This is a genomic window from Streptomyces sp. NPDC001068, assembly GCF_042897315.1.
Lineage (GTDB): Bacteria > Actinomycetota > Actinomycetes > Streptomycetales > Streptomycetaceae > Streptomyces.
Genome location: NZ_JBIAYD010000008.1, coordinates 222,700 through 240,843, shown reverse-complemented (window position 1 = coordinate 240,843; position 18,144 = coordinate 222,700). Strand labels below are relative to the sequence as shown.

The following is an 18,144-nucleotide window of genomic DNA, read 5'->3' as shown; positions in this document are numbered from 1 at the left end:
GAGCTTCTGACAAGGACTCTCACCGGTCGAATGACGTAGACCAGAGACGAGGAATCAAGCCGTGAGCGACGTCCGTAACGTGATCATCATCGGCTCCGGGCCCGCCGGCTACACGGCGGCGCTCTACACCGCGCGCGCGTCGCTGAAGCCCCTCGTGTTCGAGGGCGCTGTCACCGCGGGCGGTGCCCTGATGAACACCACCGAGGTGGAGAACTTCCCGGGCTTCCGCGACGGCATCATGGGTCCCGACCTCATGGACAACATGCGGGCCCAGGCCGAGCGCTTCGGTGCCGAGCTGATCCCGGACGACATCGTCTCCGTCGACCTGACCGGTGAGATCAAGACCGTCACGGACACCGCGGGCACGGTCCACAAGGCGAAGGCCGTCATCGTCACCACGGGCTCCCAGCACCGCAAGCTGGGCCTCCCGAACGAGGACGCCCTCTCCGGGCGCGGTGTCTCCTGGTGCGCCACCTGTGACGGGTTCTTCTTCAAGGACCAGGACATCGCCGTGATCGGCGGCGGTGACACCGCGATGGAGGAGGCGACCTTCCTCTCCCGGTTCGCCAGGTCCGTGACGATCGTCCACCGCCGGAACACCCTGCGCGCCTCCAAGGCAATGCAGGAGCGTGCCTTCGCCGACCCGAAGATCAAGTTCGCCTGGGACAGCGAGATCGCCGAGGTCCAGGGCGAGCAGAAGCTGGCCGGTCTGAAGCTGCGCAACGTCAAGACCGGTGAGCTGTCGGACCTGCCGGTGACCGGCCTGTTCATCGCGATCGGCCACGACCCGCGCACCGAGCTGTTCAAGGGCCAGCTGGACCTGGACGAGGAGGGCTACCTGAAGGTCGCCTCGCCCTCGACCCGCACCAACCTGACCGGTGTCTTCGGCGCCGGTGACGTGGTGGACCACACCTACCGCCAGGCGATCACCGCGGCCGGCACCGGCTGCTCCGCTGCTCTCGACGCCGAGCGTTTCCTCGCCGCCCTCGCGGACGAGGAGAAGGCAGAGCCCGAGAAGACCACCGTCTGATCATCCCCTTTCCGCCTCACCGCACGAACGAGTAAAGGAGCCCGCCGTGGCCGGCACTCTGAAGCATGTGACCGACGCCGACTTCGATGAGGTCGTCCTCAAGAGCGACAAGCCCGTCCTGGTGGACTTCTGGGCCGAGTGGTGCGGCCCGTGCCGCCAGATCGCCCCGTCTCTTGAGGCCATCGCCGCCGAGCACGGCGAGAAGATCGAGATCGTCAAGCTGAACATCGACGAGAACCCGACCACGGCCGCGAAGTACGGCGTCATGTCGATCCCGACCCTGAACGTGTACCAGGGCGGCGAGATCGCCAAGACCATCGTCGGCGCCAAGCCGAAGGCCGCGCTCCTGCGTGACCTCGACGACTTCATCGCCGAGTGACGTTTCACGTGAAACACGAATGGGCCAACCCCTCGGGGTTGGCCCATTCGCTTTGCGCAGCCGCTCCATGAGGAGCCACGCCATGAAAGAACCGATCCGGCCGAGCCCACGGCCACCTCACAGCGGCCGCAGCGCTGGTTCCTTCTGTACGGCCCCCAGAAGCCGGTCCAGCGCCATCTCCACGTCTTCCTTCCAGGAGAGCGTGGTCCGCAGCTCCAGCCGCATCCGTGGGCGCGTGGGGTGCTGCCGTACCGTCTTGAACCCCACGGCCAGCAGATGATCCGCGGGCAGCAGACAGGCAGGCTCCTTGTAGCGAGCATCCCCGAATGCCTCGATCGCCTTGAAGCCCCGCCGCAGCAGATCCTTGGCAACCGTCTGGACCATCACACGGCCGAGTCCCTGCCCCTGATAGCCGGGCATGATGTAGCCGGTCATGAGCTGGACGGCGTCGGGCGAGACCGGGCTCGTGGGGAACGCGGTGGAGCGCGGAACATAGGCGGGCGGTGCGTAGAGCACAAAGCCCACGGGTGCGTCATCGACATAGACCACCCGGCCACACGATCCCCAGTCGAGCAGGACGGCGGAGATCCAGGCTTCCTTCTCGGCCGCGGGCGTGCCCGCCCTTACCGCTGCTTCGCCGCTGACGGGGTCCAGCTCCCAGAAGACACACGAGCGACAGCGCTTGGGGAGGTCCTGGAGGTTGTCCAGCGTGAGCGGTACGAGCCGACGGCCCATGAAGGCTGTTCCTCGCTTCCTTCGCCCGCGGCATCGCGAGCGGCTGTCAGAGCACTGCGTTCTCTGAGGAGACTGCCGACGAATCCGACGGTCGCGCCCAGTCCCAGGACCGCGCTCACCAGTCCGGTGCGGCTCATCGATCGCATGGCTCCCGCCTCCCGTTCAGAGGTGCTGCCAGCCGTCAGGTGGATCCGCCATACCCGAACGCATCGTATCCACACAGCGATTCCATCGATACCGCCTAAAAGCAAAGAGCGGATCGTGTTCCGGTACACACCGGGACACGATCCGCTCTCCTCGAGACCTGTCAGTCCTCGAACTCGTCAGAGTCCGCGGAATCGCCCTCGGGGATCCCTTGCTGAAGAACCGGACCCTCACCCGGGGCGAGCGTCCCGAGGATCCGCTCAAGGTCTTCCATCGAGGCGAACTCGACGGTGATCTTGCCCTTCTTCTGCCCCAGATCGACCTTCACCCGCGTCTCGAAGCGGTCCGAGAGCCGGGTCGCAAGATCGGTCAGTGCCGGCGAGACCCGGCCGCCCGCTCGCGGTCCCTTGGCCCGGGTGGTCGCCTGCGGCCGCGAACCCATCAGGGTCACGATCTCCTCGACGGCCCGCACCGAGAGTCCCTCGGCCACGATCCGGTGAGCCAGCCTGTCCTGCTCCTCCGAGTCGTCGACGGAGAGCAGCGCCCTGGCGTGCCCGGCAGACAGAACTCCGGCGGCCACCCTGCGCTGGACGGCCGGCGAGAGCTTCAGCAGCCGCAGGGTGTTGGAAACCTGGGGCCGCGAGCGCCCGATACGGTCGGCCAGCTGGTCGTGCGTGCAGTTGAAGTCCTTGAGCAGCTGGTCGTAGGCGGCGGCCTCTTCCAACGGGTTCAGCTGGGCACGGTGCAGGTTCTCCAGCAGCGCGTCCAGGAGGAGCTTCTCGTCGTCCGTCGCCCGGACGATCGCCGGAATCGCCTCCAGGCCGGCCTCACGGCAGGCCCGCCAGCGCCGCTCGCCCATGATGAGCTCGTAGCGCGCGGGACCCAGCTGGCGCACGACGACGGGCTGCAGGAGGCCGACCTCCTGGATGGAGGTGACCAGCTCCTGCAGAGCGTCCTCGTCGAAGACCTCACGCGGCTGACGGGGGTTGGGCGTGATGTCGTCGAGGGGGATCTCCGCGAAGTGCGCGCCCATCGGTGACGTCGGCGTCTCCGGGGCCACACCGAAGACCGAGGGCTCCTCGGTCTCATGTGAGACCGCCGGCAGCGTCGTCACCTTGGCAGCCGCGACCCCACGCTCGGTCGTCAGCACCGGCCCCGCTGCGGGGGACGGGGATCCCGTGCCGCCCACTGCTGCCTGCGCCGGGTTCTTCTCGGTCGGGGCAGCTGGGATCAGTGCGCCGAGGCCACGCCCCAGCCCCCTCCGTCGCTCGCTCACTGAATGCCCTCCACCATGCTCGAATTGCTCTGGGCGCCGATATGGGTCTGCGTCGGGTCGTAGTTGACTCCGATGCCCCTCAGCGCGATTTCCCGGGCCGCCTCAAGGTAGGAGAGGGCACCGCTCGATCCAGGATCGTAGGTCAATACCGTCTGCCCGTAGCTCGGCGCCTCGGAGATACGGACCGAGCGGGGAATGCTCGTCCGCAGCACCTCGTCACCGAAGTGGCTGCGCACCTCGTCCGCGACCTGGGAAGCGAGACGCGTCCGGCCGTCGTACATGGTGAGCAGGATGGTCGACACGTGCAGGTCGGGGTTGAGGTGCCCCCGGACCAGGTCGACATTGCGCAGCAGCTGGCCAAGGCCTTCCAGAGCGTAGTACTCGCACTGGATCGGGATGAGCACCTCGGCCCCCGCGACCAGGGCGTTGACCGTCAGCAGGCCGAGCGAGGGCGGGCAGTCGATGAGGATGTAGTCCAGCGGCTGCTCGTACGCCTGGATCGCCCGCTGGAGTCGGCTCTCACGTGCCACCAGGGACACCAGCTCGATCTCCGCACCGGCGAGATCGATCGTGGCGGGGGCACAGAAGAGGCCTTCGACATCCACCACCGGCTGGACGACCTCGGCCAGCGGCTTGCTCTCGACCAGCACGTCGTAGATCGACGGAACTTCGGCGTGATGGTCGATGCCCAGCGCAGTGGAGGCATTGCCCTGTGGGTCGAGGTCGATCACCAGAACGCGGGCGCCGTGCAGAGCCAGCGACGCGGCAAGGTTGACGGTCGTCGTCGTCTTGCCGACACCGCCCTTCTGGTTGGCAACCACCATGACTCGGGTCTGCTCCGGACGTGGCAGACCTTCGCCGGCGCGGCCCAGAGCTTCTACCGCGAGTTGGGCAGCGCGACCGATGGGAGTGTCGTCCATCGGAGGCGGTGTTTCACGTGAAACATCCGCCCCCATCGACTCGGTACGGGGACCGGGGACCGGATAGGTCATCGGTCCCGCGATGTTGGCGTCGGACCGCAAGGATTCACTCTCCTCGACTTCAGGCTCGCAATGAACAGAGCCTCCCATGCCATCGGGGTCGTGAACCAGTGAGGCCTGGTCTTCTGTGGAGAAATCCACCTCTGTGGACAACTCCGTGCCCCGCAGGGAGGACGGAGTGTTACCGGAGGCTCCCTCTCTGAGGGAGCCGAGAGGCTTTCGGTCGCGTGGTTCGGCCGCGGCGCGACCCCGGCCGATAATGCCGTGCAACAGTGAGCGACGTTTCACGTGAAACACGATGCACAGCCAGCGGTACCGAAAAGCCGCGACACTCCGTCATGCGTAGGTTTGGCAGCTTGTGTGGAGTACGTCGGACGGTCGGGACAGATCAGCGGCGCCTACGTGTCCGGCCGGTGCGAGCGGCCTTCGCTCGCTTCGCCGCGAAGCGCACGCCGCCCGGGCTCTCTCCGACCTCGACCCGCACGAGCGTGGACGGCGGATCCACCACGCCCTCACCCACATGCAGGATGGATGTGGACACCGCACCGAGCTTCGTCAGCGCCGTGGCGGCCGCCTTCAGCTCCTCCTCCGCCGTGTCCCCCTTGAGAGCGAGCATCTCGCCGTAGGGACGCAGCAGCGGGATACCCCAGGTGGCCAGCCGGTCCAGCGGTGCCACGGCACGGGCCGTCACCACATGCACCGGAGGCACCTTGCCCATGACCTCCTCGGCGCGGCCACGCACGACGGTCACATGGTTCAGCCCGAGCAGCTCCACGACCTCCGTCAGGAAGTTGGTGCGTCGCAGCAACGGCTCCAGCAGCGTGATGTTGAGGTCTTCCCTGACCAGTGCCAGCGGAATGCCCGGCAGACCCGCACCGGACCCGACATCGCACACCGTCACCCCTTCGGGAACGGCCTCGGAGAGCACCGCGCAGTTCAGCAGGTGCCGCTCCCACAGTCGGGGTACCTCGCGAGGGCCGATCAGACCACGCTGCACGCCTGCCTCGGCGAGCAGCTCCGCATAGCGCACCGCATCGGCGAAGCGCTCGCCGAACACTTCCCGGGCCTGCTCAGGCGCCGGGGGGAGCTCCGCAGCCTCCGTCACGGGGACCGTCCTTCCGTACAGCGCCGGCGCTGCGCGCACCGGCCACCAGAACTACCAGGCTGACAAAGTTCGGCCCCGCCTGCTCAACAGACGGGGCCGGTGAAACGGGGCGACCGATCAGGCGGGCAGCACGACGACGAACCGCTGCGGCTCCTCGCCCTCCGACTCGCTGCGCAGTCCGGCGGACTTGACCGCGTCGTGCACGACCTTGCGCTCGAACGGGCTCATCGGCTTGAGCTTCACGGGCTCACCCGTGTTCTTCACCTCGGCCGCGGCCTTGGCACCCAGCTCGGAGAGTTCAGCACGCTTCTGGGCGCGGTAACCGGCGATGTCGAGCATCAGCCGACTACGGTCACCGGTCTCCCGGTGTACGGCAAGCCGGGTCAGCTCCTGGAGCGCCTCCAGCACCTCGCCGTCACGGCCGACCAGCTTCTGCAGGTCGCGGCCGCTCGAGTCGCTGATGATCGACACGGAGGCGCGGTCGGCCTCGACATCCATGTCGATGTCACCGTCGAGGTCGGCGATGTCCAGCAGACCCTCGAGGTAGTCCGCCGCGATCTCGCCTTCCTGCTCCAGGCGGCTCAGGGTGTCCGCACCCTCGGCAGCGGAGGTGGTGCCTTCCGTCACGGGATGAGCTCCTTCTTACTTCTTGGACGGGGACTTGGGGCGCTGCTGACCGCCCTTGCGCTGACCGGACTGCGCCCTGCTGCGGCCGTTGGAGCCGCCCTTGGGGGGCTGCTGGCCGGCCGGCTTGGCGTCCTGCGGCTCGTCGGACTTCTCCAGCGAGGTGGTCGGCTCGGAGGGGTCCTCCTTGGCGTCGGAGGCCGACGGCTCACCGGCCGTCCTCGTGGCACCGGACTGACGCTGGGCCTTGGACTGGCGCTTGGGCTGCTGGCGCCTGGCGGCAGCGGTCGTCGCGACGCCGTCCTCGGTCTGCGCGGCGGCCTGGGCCTCGCCCTGCACCACGGTGCCGTCGGTCTGGGCGACGAGGCCCGCCTTGGTCAGCGCGTTGATGAACTTGCGCTCGAACTCGTTACGGTCCCGGCCCTTGGCGACGATCGCCTTGATGATCGTGCGCTCGCTGCGCTTGCCGGCCTTGCCGTGGTGCGTGACGTGCTTGGTCAGGCGCTCCAGGTAGGCGGCCTGGGCCTTGGAGCCCGGGGTCGGGTTGTTGCGGATGACGTACATCTGCTGACCCATGGTCCACACGTTGGTGGTCAGCCAGTAGACGAGGACACCGACCGGGAAGTTGATGCCGAAGACGGCGAACATGACCGGGAAGACGTACATCAGCATCTTCTGCTGCTGCATGAACGGCGTCTTCACGGTGGTGTCGACGTTCTTCGTCATCAGCTGACGCTGCGTGTAGAACTGCGACGCCGACATCAGGACGATCATGATCGCGGTAACGACACGGACGTCGGTCAGGGAGGCGCCGAGCGCCTCCACCTTCGACGAACCGTCCGTGAACTTGGCCGCGAGCGGGGCACCGACGATGTGCGCCTTACGGGCGCTGGCGAGCAGCGACTCGTTGATGACGCCGATCGTCGAGCCCGTGGCGATGCCGTTGAGCACGTGGTACAGGGCGAAGAAGAACGGCGACTGAGCGAGGATGGGAAGGCACGAGGAGAGCGGGTTGGTACCCGACTCCTTGTACAGCTTCATCATCTCTTCGGACTGACGCTGCTTGTCGTTCTTGTAGCGCTCCTGGATCTTCTTCATCTCGGGCTGCAGCGTCTGCATGGCCCGGGTCGCCTTGATCTGCTTCACGAAGAGCGGGATCAGGCAGATGCGGATCAGGATCACCAGAGACACGATGGACAGGCCCCAGGCCCAGCCCGTGTCGGGACCGAAGATCTTCCCGTACACCGCGTGGAACTGGACGATGACCCATGAAACGGGTGTCGTGATGAAGCTGAAGAAGCTGGCAATCGTGTCCACTAATCATGCTCCTTGGGCATGGGACGAAGTCTCTGCGGCCGGGCTCGAAGGAAGCTCTGGTGCGAGCTTCTCCTCGGTGGCCGGTTCGGCGGCGGAGGGCCCGCCCTTGCGTGCACGCCAGGCGTCACGCAGCATTTCGTGCCACCGCGGTCGCTTACGCGGAGGAACATGATCCACACCGCCGAGCGACCACGGATTGCACCGCAGGATGCGCCAGGCAGTGAGCGCCGTCCCCTTGATCGCACCGTGCCGGTCGATGGCTGTGTAGCCGTAGTGGGAACACGACGGGTAGTACTTGCACACCGGCCCCAGCAGCGGACTGATCGTCCACTGGTACAGCTTGATCAGAGCCAGCAGTGGGTACTTCATCGCGCGCCCCCTCCCAGTAGCCGTTCGATGGCGGCGTCCAGGTCTCGGGCCAGCTGTCCATGGTCGGCGTCGCCCGCTCCGGGCAGCGCTCGTACGACTACCAGGCTACCGGGGGGGAACAGGACGACTCGGTCGCGCATCAGGTGACGCAGTCTGCGCTTGACCTTGTTGCGCACGACCGCGCCACCGACGGCTTTGCTCACGACGAAACCCGCACGCGTCGAGGGAGCGCTCTCCCCAGGCGCGTGCGGGTCCGTGTCACCGCTACGAAGGTGGACGACGAGGGACGGGCGGCCGGCCCGGCGACCTCGTCGTACCGCGGTCGCGAAGTCCTCGCGCCGCCTCAGCCGATGCTCGGTAGGCAGCACGACGTCATGACCTGATCAGGATCAGGCGGACAGGCTGGCGCGACCCTTGCTGCGGCGGTTCGCCAGAATCGCGCGACCGGCACGGGTGCGCATCCGCAGGCGGAAGCCGTGGGTCTTGGCGCGACGACGGTTGTTCGGCTGGAAGGTGCGCTTGCTCACTCGGGGGCTCCAGAAATCAAATCGGTGTGGCGGGTGCCGTCCTGGCTGTCACCGTGCGCCCACGAGTAGCTCGCATCACGCCCGAGTGCACCGCTTCCCGATCACCTTCAGCGATCTGTGCCCATCGGAGGCAGGCGGCAGCAGCCATCGACAACTCGACCTGGTTACGGTACGCGGGGCTACGCCATTCGGTCAAACCAGCAGTCACCGAGAGACACTATCCACAGGCTGGGGACAACAACTTGAACCGCACCCGCCACGCTGACTACCGTGGCTGAACTCCGATTCGTTCCTTTATCCCCGCCCGACCCGATATTCATCCCGACCCGTCCGCGAACCACACGTTCGTGGGACCTGTGAGAGAGCGTGCCCTGTGGCTGACGTACCTGCCGATCTTGCCGCAGTGTGGCCACGAGTACTGGAGCAGCTCCTCGGTGAGGGCCGCGGTCAGGGTGTGGAGGGCAAGGACGAGCACTGGATCCGGCGCTGCCAGCCACTCGCGCTGGTCGCGGACACCGCCCTGCTCGCCGTACCGAACGAATTCGCGAAGAACGTACTGGAGGGCCGGCTCGCCCCCGTCGTCAGCGAGAGCCTGAGCCGCGAGTGCGGGCGCCCGATCCGGATCGCGATCACCGTGGACGAGTCCGCGGGCGAACCCCCGACCCCGCCGGCGCCGCCCGCGCAGCCCCAGCGTTACGAGGGGAACGAGCTCCCCTCGCAGCAGTACGAGGGCGGATACGGCAGGCACCGCGCCGACCACTCGCCCGAGCAGGGTGGCCGCGACCAGATGCCGCCCCCGCGCGCCGATCAGCTGCCCACCGCCCGCCCGGCCTACCCCTCCGAGTACCAGCGCCCCGAACCCGGCGCCTGGCCGCGCCCCGGGCAGGACGAGTACGGCTGGCAGCAGCCCCGGCTCGGTTTCCCCGAGCGCGATCCCTATGCCTCCCCGTCGCAGGACACCTACCGCTCGGACGGTTACGGCGACTCCTACGCCCAGGAGTACCGGCCCCAGCAGCCGATGGACCGGCCGCCGTACGAGCAGCCGCGCACGGAGTACGAGCCGCCGCGCCCCGAATACGACCGTCCGGACTACGAGCGGCCCGACTACAAGCAGACCGATTACGACCGCTCGGAGTACGACCGCTCGGAGTACGACCAGCGCGACGCCGGCCGCCGTGACCGGTCGGAGCCTCCGGGCGGGCCGGGACAGGGCCGCCGGGGCGGTCCGGGACGTCCGGACCTGCCCGCGGCCGCCGGCGGCCAGGGCGCGCCGGGACCGCTGGGCGCCAAACCCGCACCGTCGCCGGGGCCCGGCGAGCCGACCGCCCGCCTCAATCCCAAGTACCTCTTCGACACGTTCGTCATCGGCGCGTCCAACCGCTTCGCGCACGCGGCCGCGGTCGCCGTCGCCGAAGCACCCGCGAAGGCCTACAACCCCCTGTTCATCTACGGGGAGTCGGGGCTCGGCAAGACGCACCTGCTGCACGCGATCGGGCACTACGCGCGGAGCCTGTACCCGGGCACCCGGGTGCGCTACGTGAGCTCGGAGGAGTTCACCAACGAGTTCATCAACTCGATCCGCGACGGCAAGGGCGACAGCTTCCGCAAGCGCTACCGCGAGATGGACATCCTGCTCGTCGACGACATCCAGTTCCTCGCGGACAAGGAGTCGACGCAGGAGGAGTTCTTCCACACCTTCAACACGCTCCACAACGCGAACAAGCAGATCGTGCTCTCCAGCGACCGGCCGCCCAAGCAGCTGGTCACCCTGGAGGACCGGCTGCGGAACCGTTTCGAGTGGGGTCTGATCACCGACGTCCAGCCGCCGGAGCTGGAGACCCGTATCGCGATCCTCCGCAAGAAGGCGGTGCAGGAACAGCTCAACGCGCCCCCGGAGGTGCTGGAGTTCATCGCCTCCCGCATCTCACGCAACATCCGTGAGCTGGAGGGCGCGCTGATCCGGGTCACGGCGTTCGCGTCGCTCAACCGGCAGCCGGTCGACCTCGGCCTGACCGAGATCGTGCTCAAGGACCTGATCCCCGGTGGGCAGGACTCGACGCCCGAGATCAGCGCGACGGCGATCATGGCGGCCACCGCGGACTACTTCGGCCTCACGGTCGACGACCTGTGCGGGAGCTCGCGCGGCCGGCAGCTGGTCACGGCGCGGCAGATCGCCATGTACCTGTGCCGTGAGCTGACGGACCTGTCGCTGCCGAAGATCGGGGCGCAGTTCGGCAACCGCGACCACACGACGGTGATGCACGCCGACCGGAAGATCCGGGCGCTGATGGCGGAGCGCCGGTCGATCTACAACCAGGTGACGGAGCTGACCAACCGCATCAAGAACGGATAGCGGTCCGGCCGACGGCCGTACGGCGCTCCAGGCGCCCTCGGGAGGGTTCCCGAGGGCGCCTTCTCGCGTCCGGGGGCGGTCCGGACGGGGGCCGGTGGCGGTCGTCGGGGGCCGGGCGCGCGGTTTCCCACGCGCCCGAGCGGTGCTACACCGAGGCCCGCTGTTCGATTACCCGCCGGGTTACGGGCGTCCTCCACAGATTTGCCAACTTTCTTGCGTCCACACCCTGGGGACTGCGAAGTTGTCCCGAACGCCGTCCACAGGCCGCCGGGTGAAACAGCATCAGGCCAGCTCAGAGGGGTGTGGATTCGTGGACGACGGATCTCCACAGTCTGTGGACGAAGAACTGATCCACAGGCTGTGCATGAAGTTGTCCACCGCTACCCCACAGGCTGAAGGGCAGTTGTCCCCAGCGATCCCCAGCTTCTCCACATCGCTGTCCACTGTTCGGCAACGTGACGCGCCTGCTCACCGTGTCGAGTGAAAGGCGTCACACGAAGCTGCCGGGTTGGGCTGTGGGAAAGGCGGGTAAAGCTGGGGACGGCGTTGGGGAGAAGTGCCCTCACCCTGTGCACGGGATGTGCAGAACTTTCTGTTCTCCACAGAGACACCGAGTTGTCCACCGGCTGAACCCACAGGGGCAGTGGACAAAATCTGGCCCCTGAGCTGGGAAAACGGGGTTATCCACGGTATCCACAGCCCCTACTACTACTGCCAACTAGAGAGAGCTGGGAATCCGTTTCGAAGAGGGCCCTGTGCACAACTCGCTCTTCGGCCCCTGACCGCGCCTCGTCACGACTTGACCCCGAGAGGCACCAGCTGTCAGTGCGGTGCGTCAGACTGGTCCCCGGTGTTCTTCCCCTCCCAGGGACCGACGACACCGAGTCAGACGACGAAGACGCACCAGGGCGAGAAGCCCCGGCAGCAGCAGGAGGCGGGCTTACGGTGAAGATCCGGGTGGAACGCGACGTACTCGCGGAGGCAGTGGCCTGGGCGGCACGCAGCCTCCCGGCCCGTCCGCCGGCGCCGGTCCTCGCCGGCCTGCTGCTGAAGGCCGAGGACGGCCAGCTGAGCCTGTCCAGCTTCGACTACGAGGTCTCCGCGAGGGTCAGCGTCGAGACCGAGGTCGAGGAGGAGGGCACGGTCCTGGTCTCCGGGCGCCTGCTCGCCGACATCTGCCGTGCCCTGCCCAACCGGCCGGTGGAGATCTCCACAGACGGTGTACGGGCGACGGTGGTCTGTGGATCGTCCCGCTTCACGCTGCACACGCTGCCGGTGGAGGAGTACCCGTCCCTGCCGCAGATGCCGAACGCGACGGGCACCGTCCCCGGTGAGGTCTTCGCCTCCGCCGTCTCCCAGGTGGCCATCGCCGCCGGGCGTGACGACACCCTCCCGGTGCTCACGGGTGTGCGCATCGAGATCGAGGGCGACACGGTCACCCTGGCCTCCACCGACCGCTACCGCTTCGCGGTCCGCGAGTTCCTGTGGAAGCCGGAGAACCCCGAGGCGTCCGCGGTGGCCCTGGTGCCCGCCAAGACGCTCCTGGACACCGCCAAGGCCCTCACGAGCGGCGACAGCGTGATCCTGGCGCTGTCCGGCTCGGGCGCCGGCGAGGGACTCATCGGTTTCGAGGGCGCGGGCCGGCGGACGACCACGCGGCTGCTCGAAGGCGACCTGCCCAAGTACCGCACCCTGTTCCCGACCGAGTTCAACTCCGTCGCGGTGATCGAGACGGCCCCCTTCGTGGAGGCCGTCAAGCGTGTCGCCCTGGTCGCCGAGCGGAACACCCCGGTGCGGCTCAGCTTCGAGCAGGGCGTGCTGATCCTGGAGGCGGGCTCCAGCGACGACGCACAGGCTGTGGAGCGGGTGGACGCGCAGCTGGAGGGTGACGACATCTCGATCGCCTTCAACCCGACCTTCCTGCTCGACGGCCTGAGCGCGATCGACTCCCCGGTCGCCCAGCTGTCGTTCACGACGTCGACCAAGCCCGCTCTGCTGAGTGGCAAGCCGGCGCTCGACGCGGAGGCGGACGACGCGTACAAGTACCTGATCATGCCGGTGCGGCTGAGCGGCTGACCGCCCGGAGTTGTCCACAGCTGTGCACGGCGTAGCCCCGCCCCTGTGGGCGGCGGCCGCTGTGCACAGGTGGGTTTCCCCAGGTGAGCGGCTGTGCCCACAACTGTGCACAAAGGGTCGCGATTAGGCTCGGGCGCGGCACGCGAGTGCCTCTCCTGCCCCACCGCAACCTAAGGAACCAACTGATGGAGCTCGGTCTCGTCGGCCTCGGCAAGATGGGCGGCAACATGCGCGAGCGGATCCGCCGCGCGGGCCACACCGTCGTCGGATACGACCGCAACCCGGACCTCGCCGACGTCCACAGCCTGGAAGAGCTTGTGGGCAAGCTCGGCGGGCCGCGCGTGGTGTGGGTGATGGTCCCGGCCGGAGCGCCGACCCAGTCCACGATCGACGAGCTGGCCGAGCTCCTCGAGCCCGGTGACGTGGTCGTCGACGGCGGCAACTCCCGCTGGACGGACGACGAGAGGCACGCGGAGGAGCTCGCCGCCAAGGGCATCGGCTTCGTCGACTGCGGGGTCTCCGGAGGCGTCTGGGGCCTGGAGAACGGCTACGCGCTGATGTACGGCGGCGACGCCGAGCACGTCGAGAAGGTCCGGCCGGTCTTCGAGGCGCTCAAGCCCGAGGGCGACTTCGGCGCAGTGCACGCCGGCAGGGTCGGCGCGGGCCACTTCGCGAAGATGGTCCACAACGGCATCGAGTACGCGATGATGCAGGCTTACGCTGAAGGCTGGGAACTGCTGGAGAAGGTCGACTCCGTCACGGACGTGCGCGAGGTCTTCCGCTCCTGGCAGGAGGGCACGGTCATCCGTTCCTGGCTGCTGGACCTCGCGGTGAACGCCCTCGACGGGGACGAGCACCTGGACCAGCTGAAGGGTTATGCACAGGACTCCGGCGAGGGCCGGTGGACTGTGGAAGCCGCCATAGACAACGCGGTGCCGCTGCCCGCGATCACCGCCTCGCTGTTCGCGCGGTTCGCCTCCCGTCAGGAGGACTCGCCGCAGATGAAGATGATCGCCGCGCTGCGCAACCAGTTCGGCGGCCACGCGGTGGAAACGAAGTAGCAGGTCACGGGGAGGTCGGCGGAACACCCATGCACGTCACGCATCTGTCGCTGGCCGACTTCCGTTCCTACGCCCGGGTCGAGGTCCCGCTCGACCCGGGCGTCACCGCCTTCGTCGGTCCCAACGGCCAGGGCAAGACCAACCTGGTCGAGGCCGTCGGCTATCTCGCCACCCTCGGCAGCCACCGGGTCGCCACCGACGCCCCGCTGATCCGGATGGGCGCCGAGCGGGCGATCGTCCGGGCCCAGGTCCGCCAGGGCGAGCGGCAGCAACTGGTCGAGCTGGAACTCAACCCCGGCAAGTCCAACCGCGCCCGCATCAACAGGTCCTCGCAGGTCAGGCCGCGGGACGTGCTGGGGATCGTACGGACGGTGCTGTTCGCGCCGGAGGACCTCGCCCTGGTGAAGGGCGATCCGGGCGAGCGCCGGCGCTTCCTGGACGAGCTGGTCACCGCGCGGTCGCCGCGGATGGCGGGGGTGCGGTCGGACTACGAGCGCGTCCTCAAGCAGCGGAACACCCTGCTGAAGTCCGCGGCCCTCGCCCGGCGGCACGGCGGCCGTTCCATGGACCTGTCCACCCTCGACGTGTGGGACCAGCACCTCGCGCGCGCGGGAGCCGAGCTGCTCGCCCAGCGGCTCGACCTGGTCGCCGCGATCCAGCCGCTCGCCGACAAGGCCTACGAGCAGCTGGCGCCCGGGGGCGGCCCGGTCGCGCTGGAGTACAAGCCGTCGGCGCCCGGCGAGGCCCACACCCGTGAGGACCTGTACACCCAGCTGACGGCGGCCCTCGTGGACGCCCGCAAGCAGGAGATCGAGCGGGGCGTCACGCTGGTCGGACCGCACCGCGACGACCTTCTCCTCAAGCTGGGGCAGCTGCCCGCGAAGGGGTACGCCTCGCACGGCGAGTCCTGGTCCTACGCGCTGGCGCTGCGCCTGGCGTCGTACGACCTGCTGCGCGCGGAGGGCAACGAGCCGGTGCTGGTGCTGGACGACGTGTTCGCCGAGCTGGACGCCCGGCGCCGGGAGCGGCTGGCTGAGCTGGTCGCGCCCGGGGAGCAGGTGCTGGTCACCGCCGCGGTGGACGACGACGTGCCGCATCTCCTCACCGGTGCGCGGTACGCGGTGGCGGACGGGGTGGTGGAGCGGGCGTGAGCACCGAAGGACCGGTTCCCGGGAAGGAGCCCTCCGGAGTCGACCTGGCGCGGGTGGCGCTCAGGGCGGCGAAGGAGGCGGCGCGCGCGCGTGGCGACGCGGCGCAGCAGAAGAAGCAGGCGCGGCGTGGTGGTCTGCGCTCCGGCGCGCGCGCCGACGGCCGCGATCCCATGGCGCTGGGCTCCGCGATCAACCGGCTGATCACCGAGCGCGGCTGGGAGACGCCGGCCGCGGTCGGCGGGGTGATGGGCCGCTGGCCGCAGATCGTCGGCGAGGACCTCGCCAAGCACTGTGTGCCCGAGCGGTACGACGAGGACGAGCGGGTGCTGGTCGTGCAGTGCGACTCCACGGCCTGGGCGACCCAGCTGCGCCACCTCGCGCCGGCGCTGGTCGCCCGTCTGAACGAGGACCTGGGCCACGGCACCGTGCGCATGATCAAAGTCCTGAATCCCGGCGGTCCGACCCGGCGCTACGGCCCCTTGCGCGCCCCCGGAAGCACCGGTCCCGGCGATACCTACGGGTGACTTACGTCACGCGATGAGCCGAGCGCGGACCCCTCGTCGGGCCCCCTCGGCCGGTCGGCGTACCACCGCACGCGGTTGCGAATCGCGATCTGACCCCGGAGTAGTCAAGGGTTGACAGCCGGAAGCGCTGAGTGCCTCCGTGAGCCTCTTGGAGCCCCCATCCGTATATCGGGAGTCGGCGGCGACCGGTTCAGGGCGGCACATGCGGACTCAGGTACCGGCAAACCCCCATCACTGTCGGCGCTACCGGTAGACTGGAAGACAATCCCGCCCCGACCGTGGGGACCGCCCGGGAAAAGCTGAGCAACGCTGATCAAGGCTTACCAACGCAACATGCCGCAGCCGCTCCGGCAGCCCTCTCCCGAGGGGGATCCCCAGGAGTCAGGCTCGTGCTGTGCCAGTGCCAGAAAGGGCGCTTCGTGGCCGATTCCGGCAACCCCAACGAGAACATCCCGTCCACCGACATCGGCACGAACGGTGAGGTCACCGCCTCGTACGACGCGAGTGCCATCACCGTGCTCGAAGGGCTGGACGCGGTCCGCAAGCGACCCGGTATGTACATCGGTTCCACCGGCGAGCGCGGTCTGCACCACCTGGTGTACGAGGTCGTGGACAACTCCGTCGACGAGGCGCTGGCCGGCCACGCGGACACCATCGACGTGACGATCCTGGCCGACGGCGGCGTGCGCGTCGTCGACAACGGCCGTGGTATCCCGGTCGGCATCGTGGCGTCCGAGGGCAAGCCGGCCGTCGAGGTCGTGCTGACGGTCCTGCACGCGGGCGGCAAGTTCGGCGGTGGCGGGTACGCCGTCTCCGGCGGTCTGCACGGTGTGGGTGTCTCCGTCGTGAACGCCCTGTCGTCCAAGGTGTCCGTCGAGATCAGGACGGACGGCCACCGCTGGACGCAGGACTACAAGCTGGGCGTTCCGACGGCTCCGCTGATGCAGCACGAGGAGACGGCCGAGACCGGCACCTCGGTCACGTTCTGGGCGGACCCGGACATCTTCGAGACCACCGAGTACTCCTTCGAGACGCTGTCGCGGCGCTTCCAGGAGATGGCCTTCCTCAACAAGGGCCTGACGATCCGGCTCACCGACGAGCGCGAGTCGGCGAAGGCCGTCGCCGGCGCCGACGAGGCGGGTGCGGACGAGAAGGCCGAGGTCAAGACCGTCACGTACCACTACGAGGGCGGCATCGTCGACTTCGTGAAGTACCTCAACTCCCGCAAGGGCGACGTGGTGCACCCGACGGTGATCGACCTGGAGGCCGAGGACAAGGACAAGAGCCTGTCCCTCGAGGTCGCCATGCAGTGGAACAGCGGCTACAGCGAGGGCGTGTACTCGTTCGCCAACATCATCCACACACATGAGGGCGGTACCCACGAGGAGGGCTTCCGCGCCGCGCTGACCTCGCTGATCAACAAGTACGCGCGCGACAAGAAGCTGCTCCGCGAGAAGGACGACAACCTCACCGGCGACGACATCCGCGAGGGTCTGACCGCGATCATCTCGGTCAAGCTGAGCGAGCCGCAGTTCGAGGGGCAGACGAAGACCAAGCTGGGCAACACGGAGGCCAAGACCTTCGTGCAGAAGGCGGTCTACGAGCACCTGAACGACTGGCTGGACCGCAACCCGGTCGAGGCGGCGGACATCATCCGCAAGGGCATCCAGGCGGCCACCGCGCGCGTGGCGGCCCGCAAGGCCCGCGACCTCACGCGCCGCAAGGGCCTGCTCGAGTCGGCGTCCCTGCCGGGCAAGCTGTCCGACTGCCAGTCGAACGACCCCACCAAGTGCGAGATCTTCATCGTCGAGGGTGACTCCGCCGGCGGTTCGGCCAAGTCCGGCCGCAACCCGCAGTACCAGGCGATCCTCCCGATCCGGGGCAAGATCCTCAACGTCGAGAAGGCGCGGATCGACAAGATCCTGCAGAACCAGGAGATCCAGGCGCTGATCTCCGCGTTCGGCACGGGTGTGCACGAGGACTTCGACATCGAGAAGCTCCGCTATCACAAGATCATCCTGATGGCGGACGCCGACGTCGACGGCCAGCACATCTCCACCCTGCTGCTGACCTTCCTGTTCCGCTTCATGCGGCCACTGGTCGAGGCCGGGCACGTGTACCTGTCCCGCCCGCCGCTCTACAAGATCAAGTGGGGCCGGGACGACGTCGAGTACGCGTACTCGGACCGCGAGCGCGACGCGCTCCTCGAGATGGGGCGCCAGCGCGGCAAGCGGGTCCGCGAGGACTCGATCCAGCGCTTCAAGGGCCTCGGCGAGATGAACGCCGAGGAGCTGCGGGTGACCACCATGGACCAGGAGCACCGGGTCCTCGGCCAGGTCACCCTGGACGACGCCGCCCAGGCCGACGACCTGTTCTCGGTGCTGATGGGCGAGGACGTCGAAGCCCGCCGCGCGTTCATCCAGCGCAACGCCAAGGACGTCCGGTTCCTCGACATCTGAGTCGGTCTCAGCTGACCGCACAGGGAAGGATCTT

At 68.2% G+C, this 18,144-nt stretch carries 17 protein-coding genes; 8 read left to right on the top strand and 9 right to left on the bottom strand.

What is annotated here, in order from left to right:
• Positions 1-61: 61 nt before the first annotated feature.
• Both trxB and trxA read left to right on the top strand, forming a co-directional pair.
• Positions 62-1,030: a thioredoxin-disulfide reductase gene (gene trxB, locus ACFY3I_RS23615; protein WP_365285837.1), complete on the top strand. Its 969-nt coding sequence runs from the start codon at positions 62-64 to the stop codon at positions 1,028-1,030.
• A gap of 46 nt (positions 1,031-1,076) precedes the next feature.
• Positions 1,077-1,409: a thioredoxin gene (gene trxA / locus ACFY3I_RS23610; RefSeq protein ID WP_365285839.1), complete on the top strand. Its 333-nt coding sequence runs from the start codon at positions 1,077-1,079 to the stop codon at positions 1,407-1,409.
• Positions 1,410-1,526: 117 nt separating this feature from the next.
• Here trxA and ACFY3I_RS23605 read toward each other — a convergent pair whose 3' ends face one another.
• From ACFY3I_RS23605 to rpmH, 9 genes are all read right to left on the bottom strand, one after another.
• Positions 1,527-2,144 (bottom strand): GNAT family N-acetyltransferase, encoded by a 618-nt coding sequence (locus ACFY3I_RS23605; RefSeq protein WP_390862446.1) that lies wholly within the window; start codon positions 2,142-2,144, stop codon positions 1,527-1,529.
• Positions 2,145-2,451: 307 nt separating this feature from the next.
• Positions 2,452-3,564: a ParB/RepB/Spo0J family partition protein gene (locus ACFY3I_RS23600; RefSeq protein ID WP_365285843.1), complete on the bottom strand. Its 1,113-nt coding sequence runs from the start codon at positions 3,562-3,564 to the stop codon at positions 2,452-2,454.
• Positions 3,561-4,634, bottom strand: a complete 1,074-nt coding sequence (locus ACFY3I_RS23595) for a ParA family protein (RefSeq protein ID WP_390862713.1) — start codon at positions 4,632-4,634, stop codon at positions 3,561-3,563. The genes ACFY3I_RS23600 and ACFY3I_RS23595 overlap by 4 nt, the downstream gene beginning before the upstream one ends.
• 298 nt (positions 4,635-4,932) lie before the next feature.
• Positions 4,933-5,649, bottom strand: a complete 717-nt coding sequence (gene rsmG, locus ACFY3I_RS23590; RefSeq protein WP_365285845.1) for a 16S rRNA (guanine(527)-N(7))-methyltransferase RsmG — start codon at positions 5,647-5,649, stop codon at positions 4,933-4,935.
• Between the two features lie 117 nt (positions 5,650-5,766).
• Positions 5,767-6,276, bottom strand: a complete 510-nt coding sequence (locus tag ACFY3I_RS23585) for a R3H domain-containing nucleic acid-binding protein (protein WP_365285847.1) — start codon at positions 6,274-6,276, stop codon at positions 5,767-5,769.
• 15 nt (positions 6,277-6,291) lie between these two features.
• Positions 6,292-7,590: a membrane protein insertase YidC gene (yidC, locus tag ACFY3I_RS23580; RefSeq protein ID WP_390862444.1), complete on the bottom strand. Its 1,299-nt coding sequence runs from the start codon at positions 7,588-7,590 to the stop codon at positions 6,292-6,294.
• A 3-nt stretch (positions 7,591-7,593) separates the two neighbouring features.
• Entirely contained in the window at positions 7,594-7,959 is a 366-nt protein-coding gene (yidD, locus tag ACFY3I_RS23575) for a membrane protein insertion efficiency factor YidD (protein ID WP_351316546.1), read from the bottom strand.
• The gene (rnpA, locus tag ACFY3I_RS23570; protein WP_365285851.1) at positions 7,956-8,327 is read right to left on the bottom strand and encodes a ribonuclease P protein component; all 372 of its coding nucleotides are present in this window, start codon (positions 8,325-8,327) and stop codon (positions 7,956-7,958) included. Before rnpA ends, yidD begins: the two co-directional genes overlap by 4 nt.
• A gap of 21 nt (positions 8,328-8,348) precedes the next feature.
• The gene (gene rpmH, locus ACFY3I_RS23565; RefSeq protein WP_005482975.1) at positions 8,349-8,486 is read right to left on the bottom strand and encodes a 50S ribosomal protein L34; all 138 of its coding nucleotides are present in this window, start codon (positions 8,484-8,486) and stop codon (positions 8,349-8,351) included.
• A gap of 373 nt (positions 8,487-8,859) precedes the next feature.
• Here rpmH and dnaA point away from each other — a divergent pair, with 373 nt between their 5' ends.
• The 6 genes from dnaA to gyrB all read left to right on the top strand — a co-directional run bounded on the left by dnaA (position 8,860) and on the right by gyrB (position 18,110).
• Complete coding sequence (gene dnaA, locus ACFY3I_RS23560) at positions 8,860-10,839, top strand: chromosomal replication initiator protein DnaA (protein WP_390862442.1); 1,980 nt, start codon at positions 8,860-8,862, stop codon at positions 10,837-10,839.
• A 945-nt stretch (positions 10,840-11,784) separates the two neighbouring features.
• A complete protein-coding gene (dnaN, locus tag ACFY3I_RS23555) occupies positions 11,785-12,915 on the top strand; it encodes a DNA polymerase III subunit beta (protein WP_365285855.1) in 1,131 nt (376 codons plus the stop codon).
• A 185-nt stretch (positions 12,916-13,100) separates the two neighbouring features.
• The gene (gnd, locus tag ACFY3I_RS23550) at positions 13,101-13,976 is read left to right on the top strand and encodes a phosphogluconate dehydrogenase (NAD(+)-dependent, decarboxylating) (protein WP_390862440.1); all 876 of its coding nucleotides are present in this window, start codon (positions 13,101-13,103) and stop codon (positions 13,974-13,976) included.
• Between the two features lie 29 nt (positions 13,977-14,005).
• Positions 14,006-15,127, top strand: a complete 1,122-nt coding sequence (gene recF, locus ACFY3I_RS23545; protein ID WP_365285859.1) for a DNA replication/repair protein RecF — start codon at positions 14,006-14,008, stop codon at positions 15,125-15,127.
• Positions 15,124-15,651 (top strand): DciA family protein, encoded by a 528-nt coding sequence (locus tag ACFY3I_RS23540; protein ID WP_365285861.1) that lies wholly within the window; start codon positions 15,124-15,126, stop codon positions 15,649-15,651. The genes recF and ACFY3I_RS23540 overlap by 4 nt, the downstream gene beginning before the upstream one ends.
• 419 nt (positions 15,652-16,070) lie before the next feature.
• Positions 16,071-18,110 (top strand): DNA topoisomerase (ATP-hydrolyzing) subunit B, encoded by a 2,040-nt coding sequence (gyrB, locus tag ACFY3I_RS23535; RefSeq protein ID WP_365285863.1) that lies wholly within the window; start codon positions 16,071-16,073, stop codon positions 18,108-18,110.
• The last annotated feature ends 34 nt before the right edge of the window (positions 18,111-18,144 follow it).

Excerpts from the sequence above, each read along its gene's own strand:
- ACFY3I_RS23605 (WP_390862446.1), bottom strand. The coding sequence starts at position 2,144 with ATGGGCCGTCGGCTCGTACCGCTCACGCTGGACAACCTCCAGGACCTC.
- ACFY3I_RS23595 (WP_390862713.1), bottom strand. The coding sequence starts at position 4,634 with ATGGGAGGCTCTGTTCATTGCGAGCCTGAAGTCGAGGAGAGTGAATCC.
- yidD (WP_351316546.1), bottom strand. The coding sequence starts at position 7,959 with ATGAAGTACCCACTGCTGGCTCTGATCAAGCTGTACCAGTGGACGATC.
- gnd (WP_390862440.1), top strand. The coding sequence starts at position 13,101 with ATGGAGCTCGGTCTCGTCGGCCTCGGCAAGATGGGCGGCAACATGCGC.
- recF (WP_365285859.1), top strand. The coding sequence starts at position 14,006 with ATGCACGTCACGCATCTGTCGCTGGCCGACTTCCGTTCCTACGCCCGG.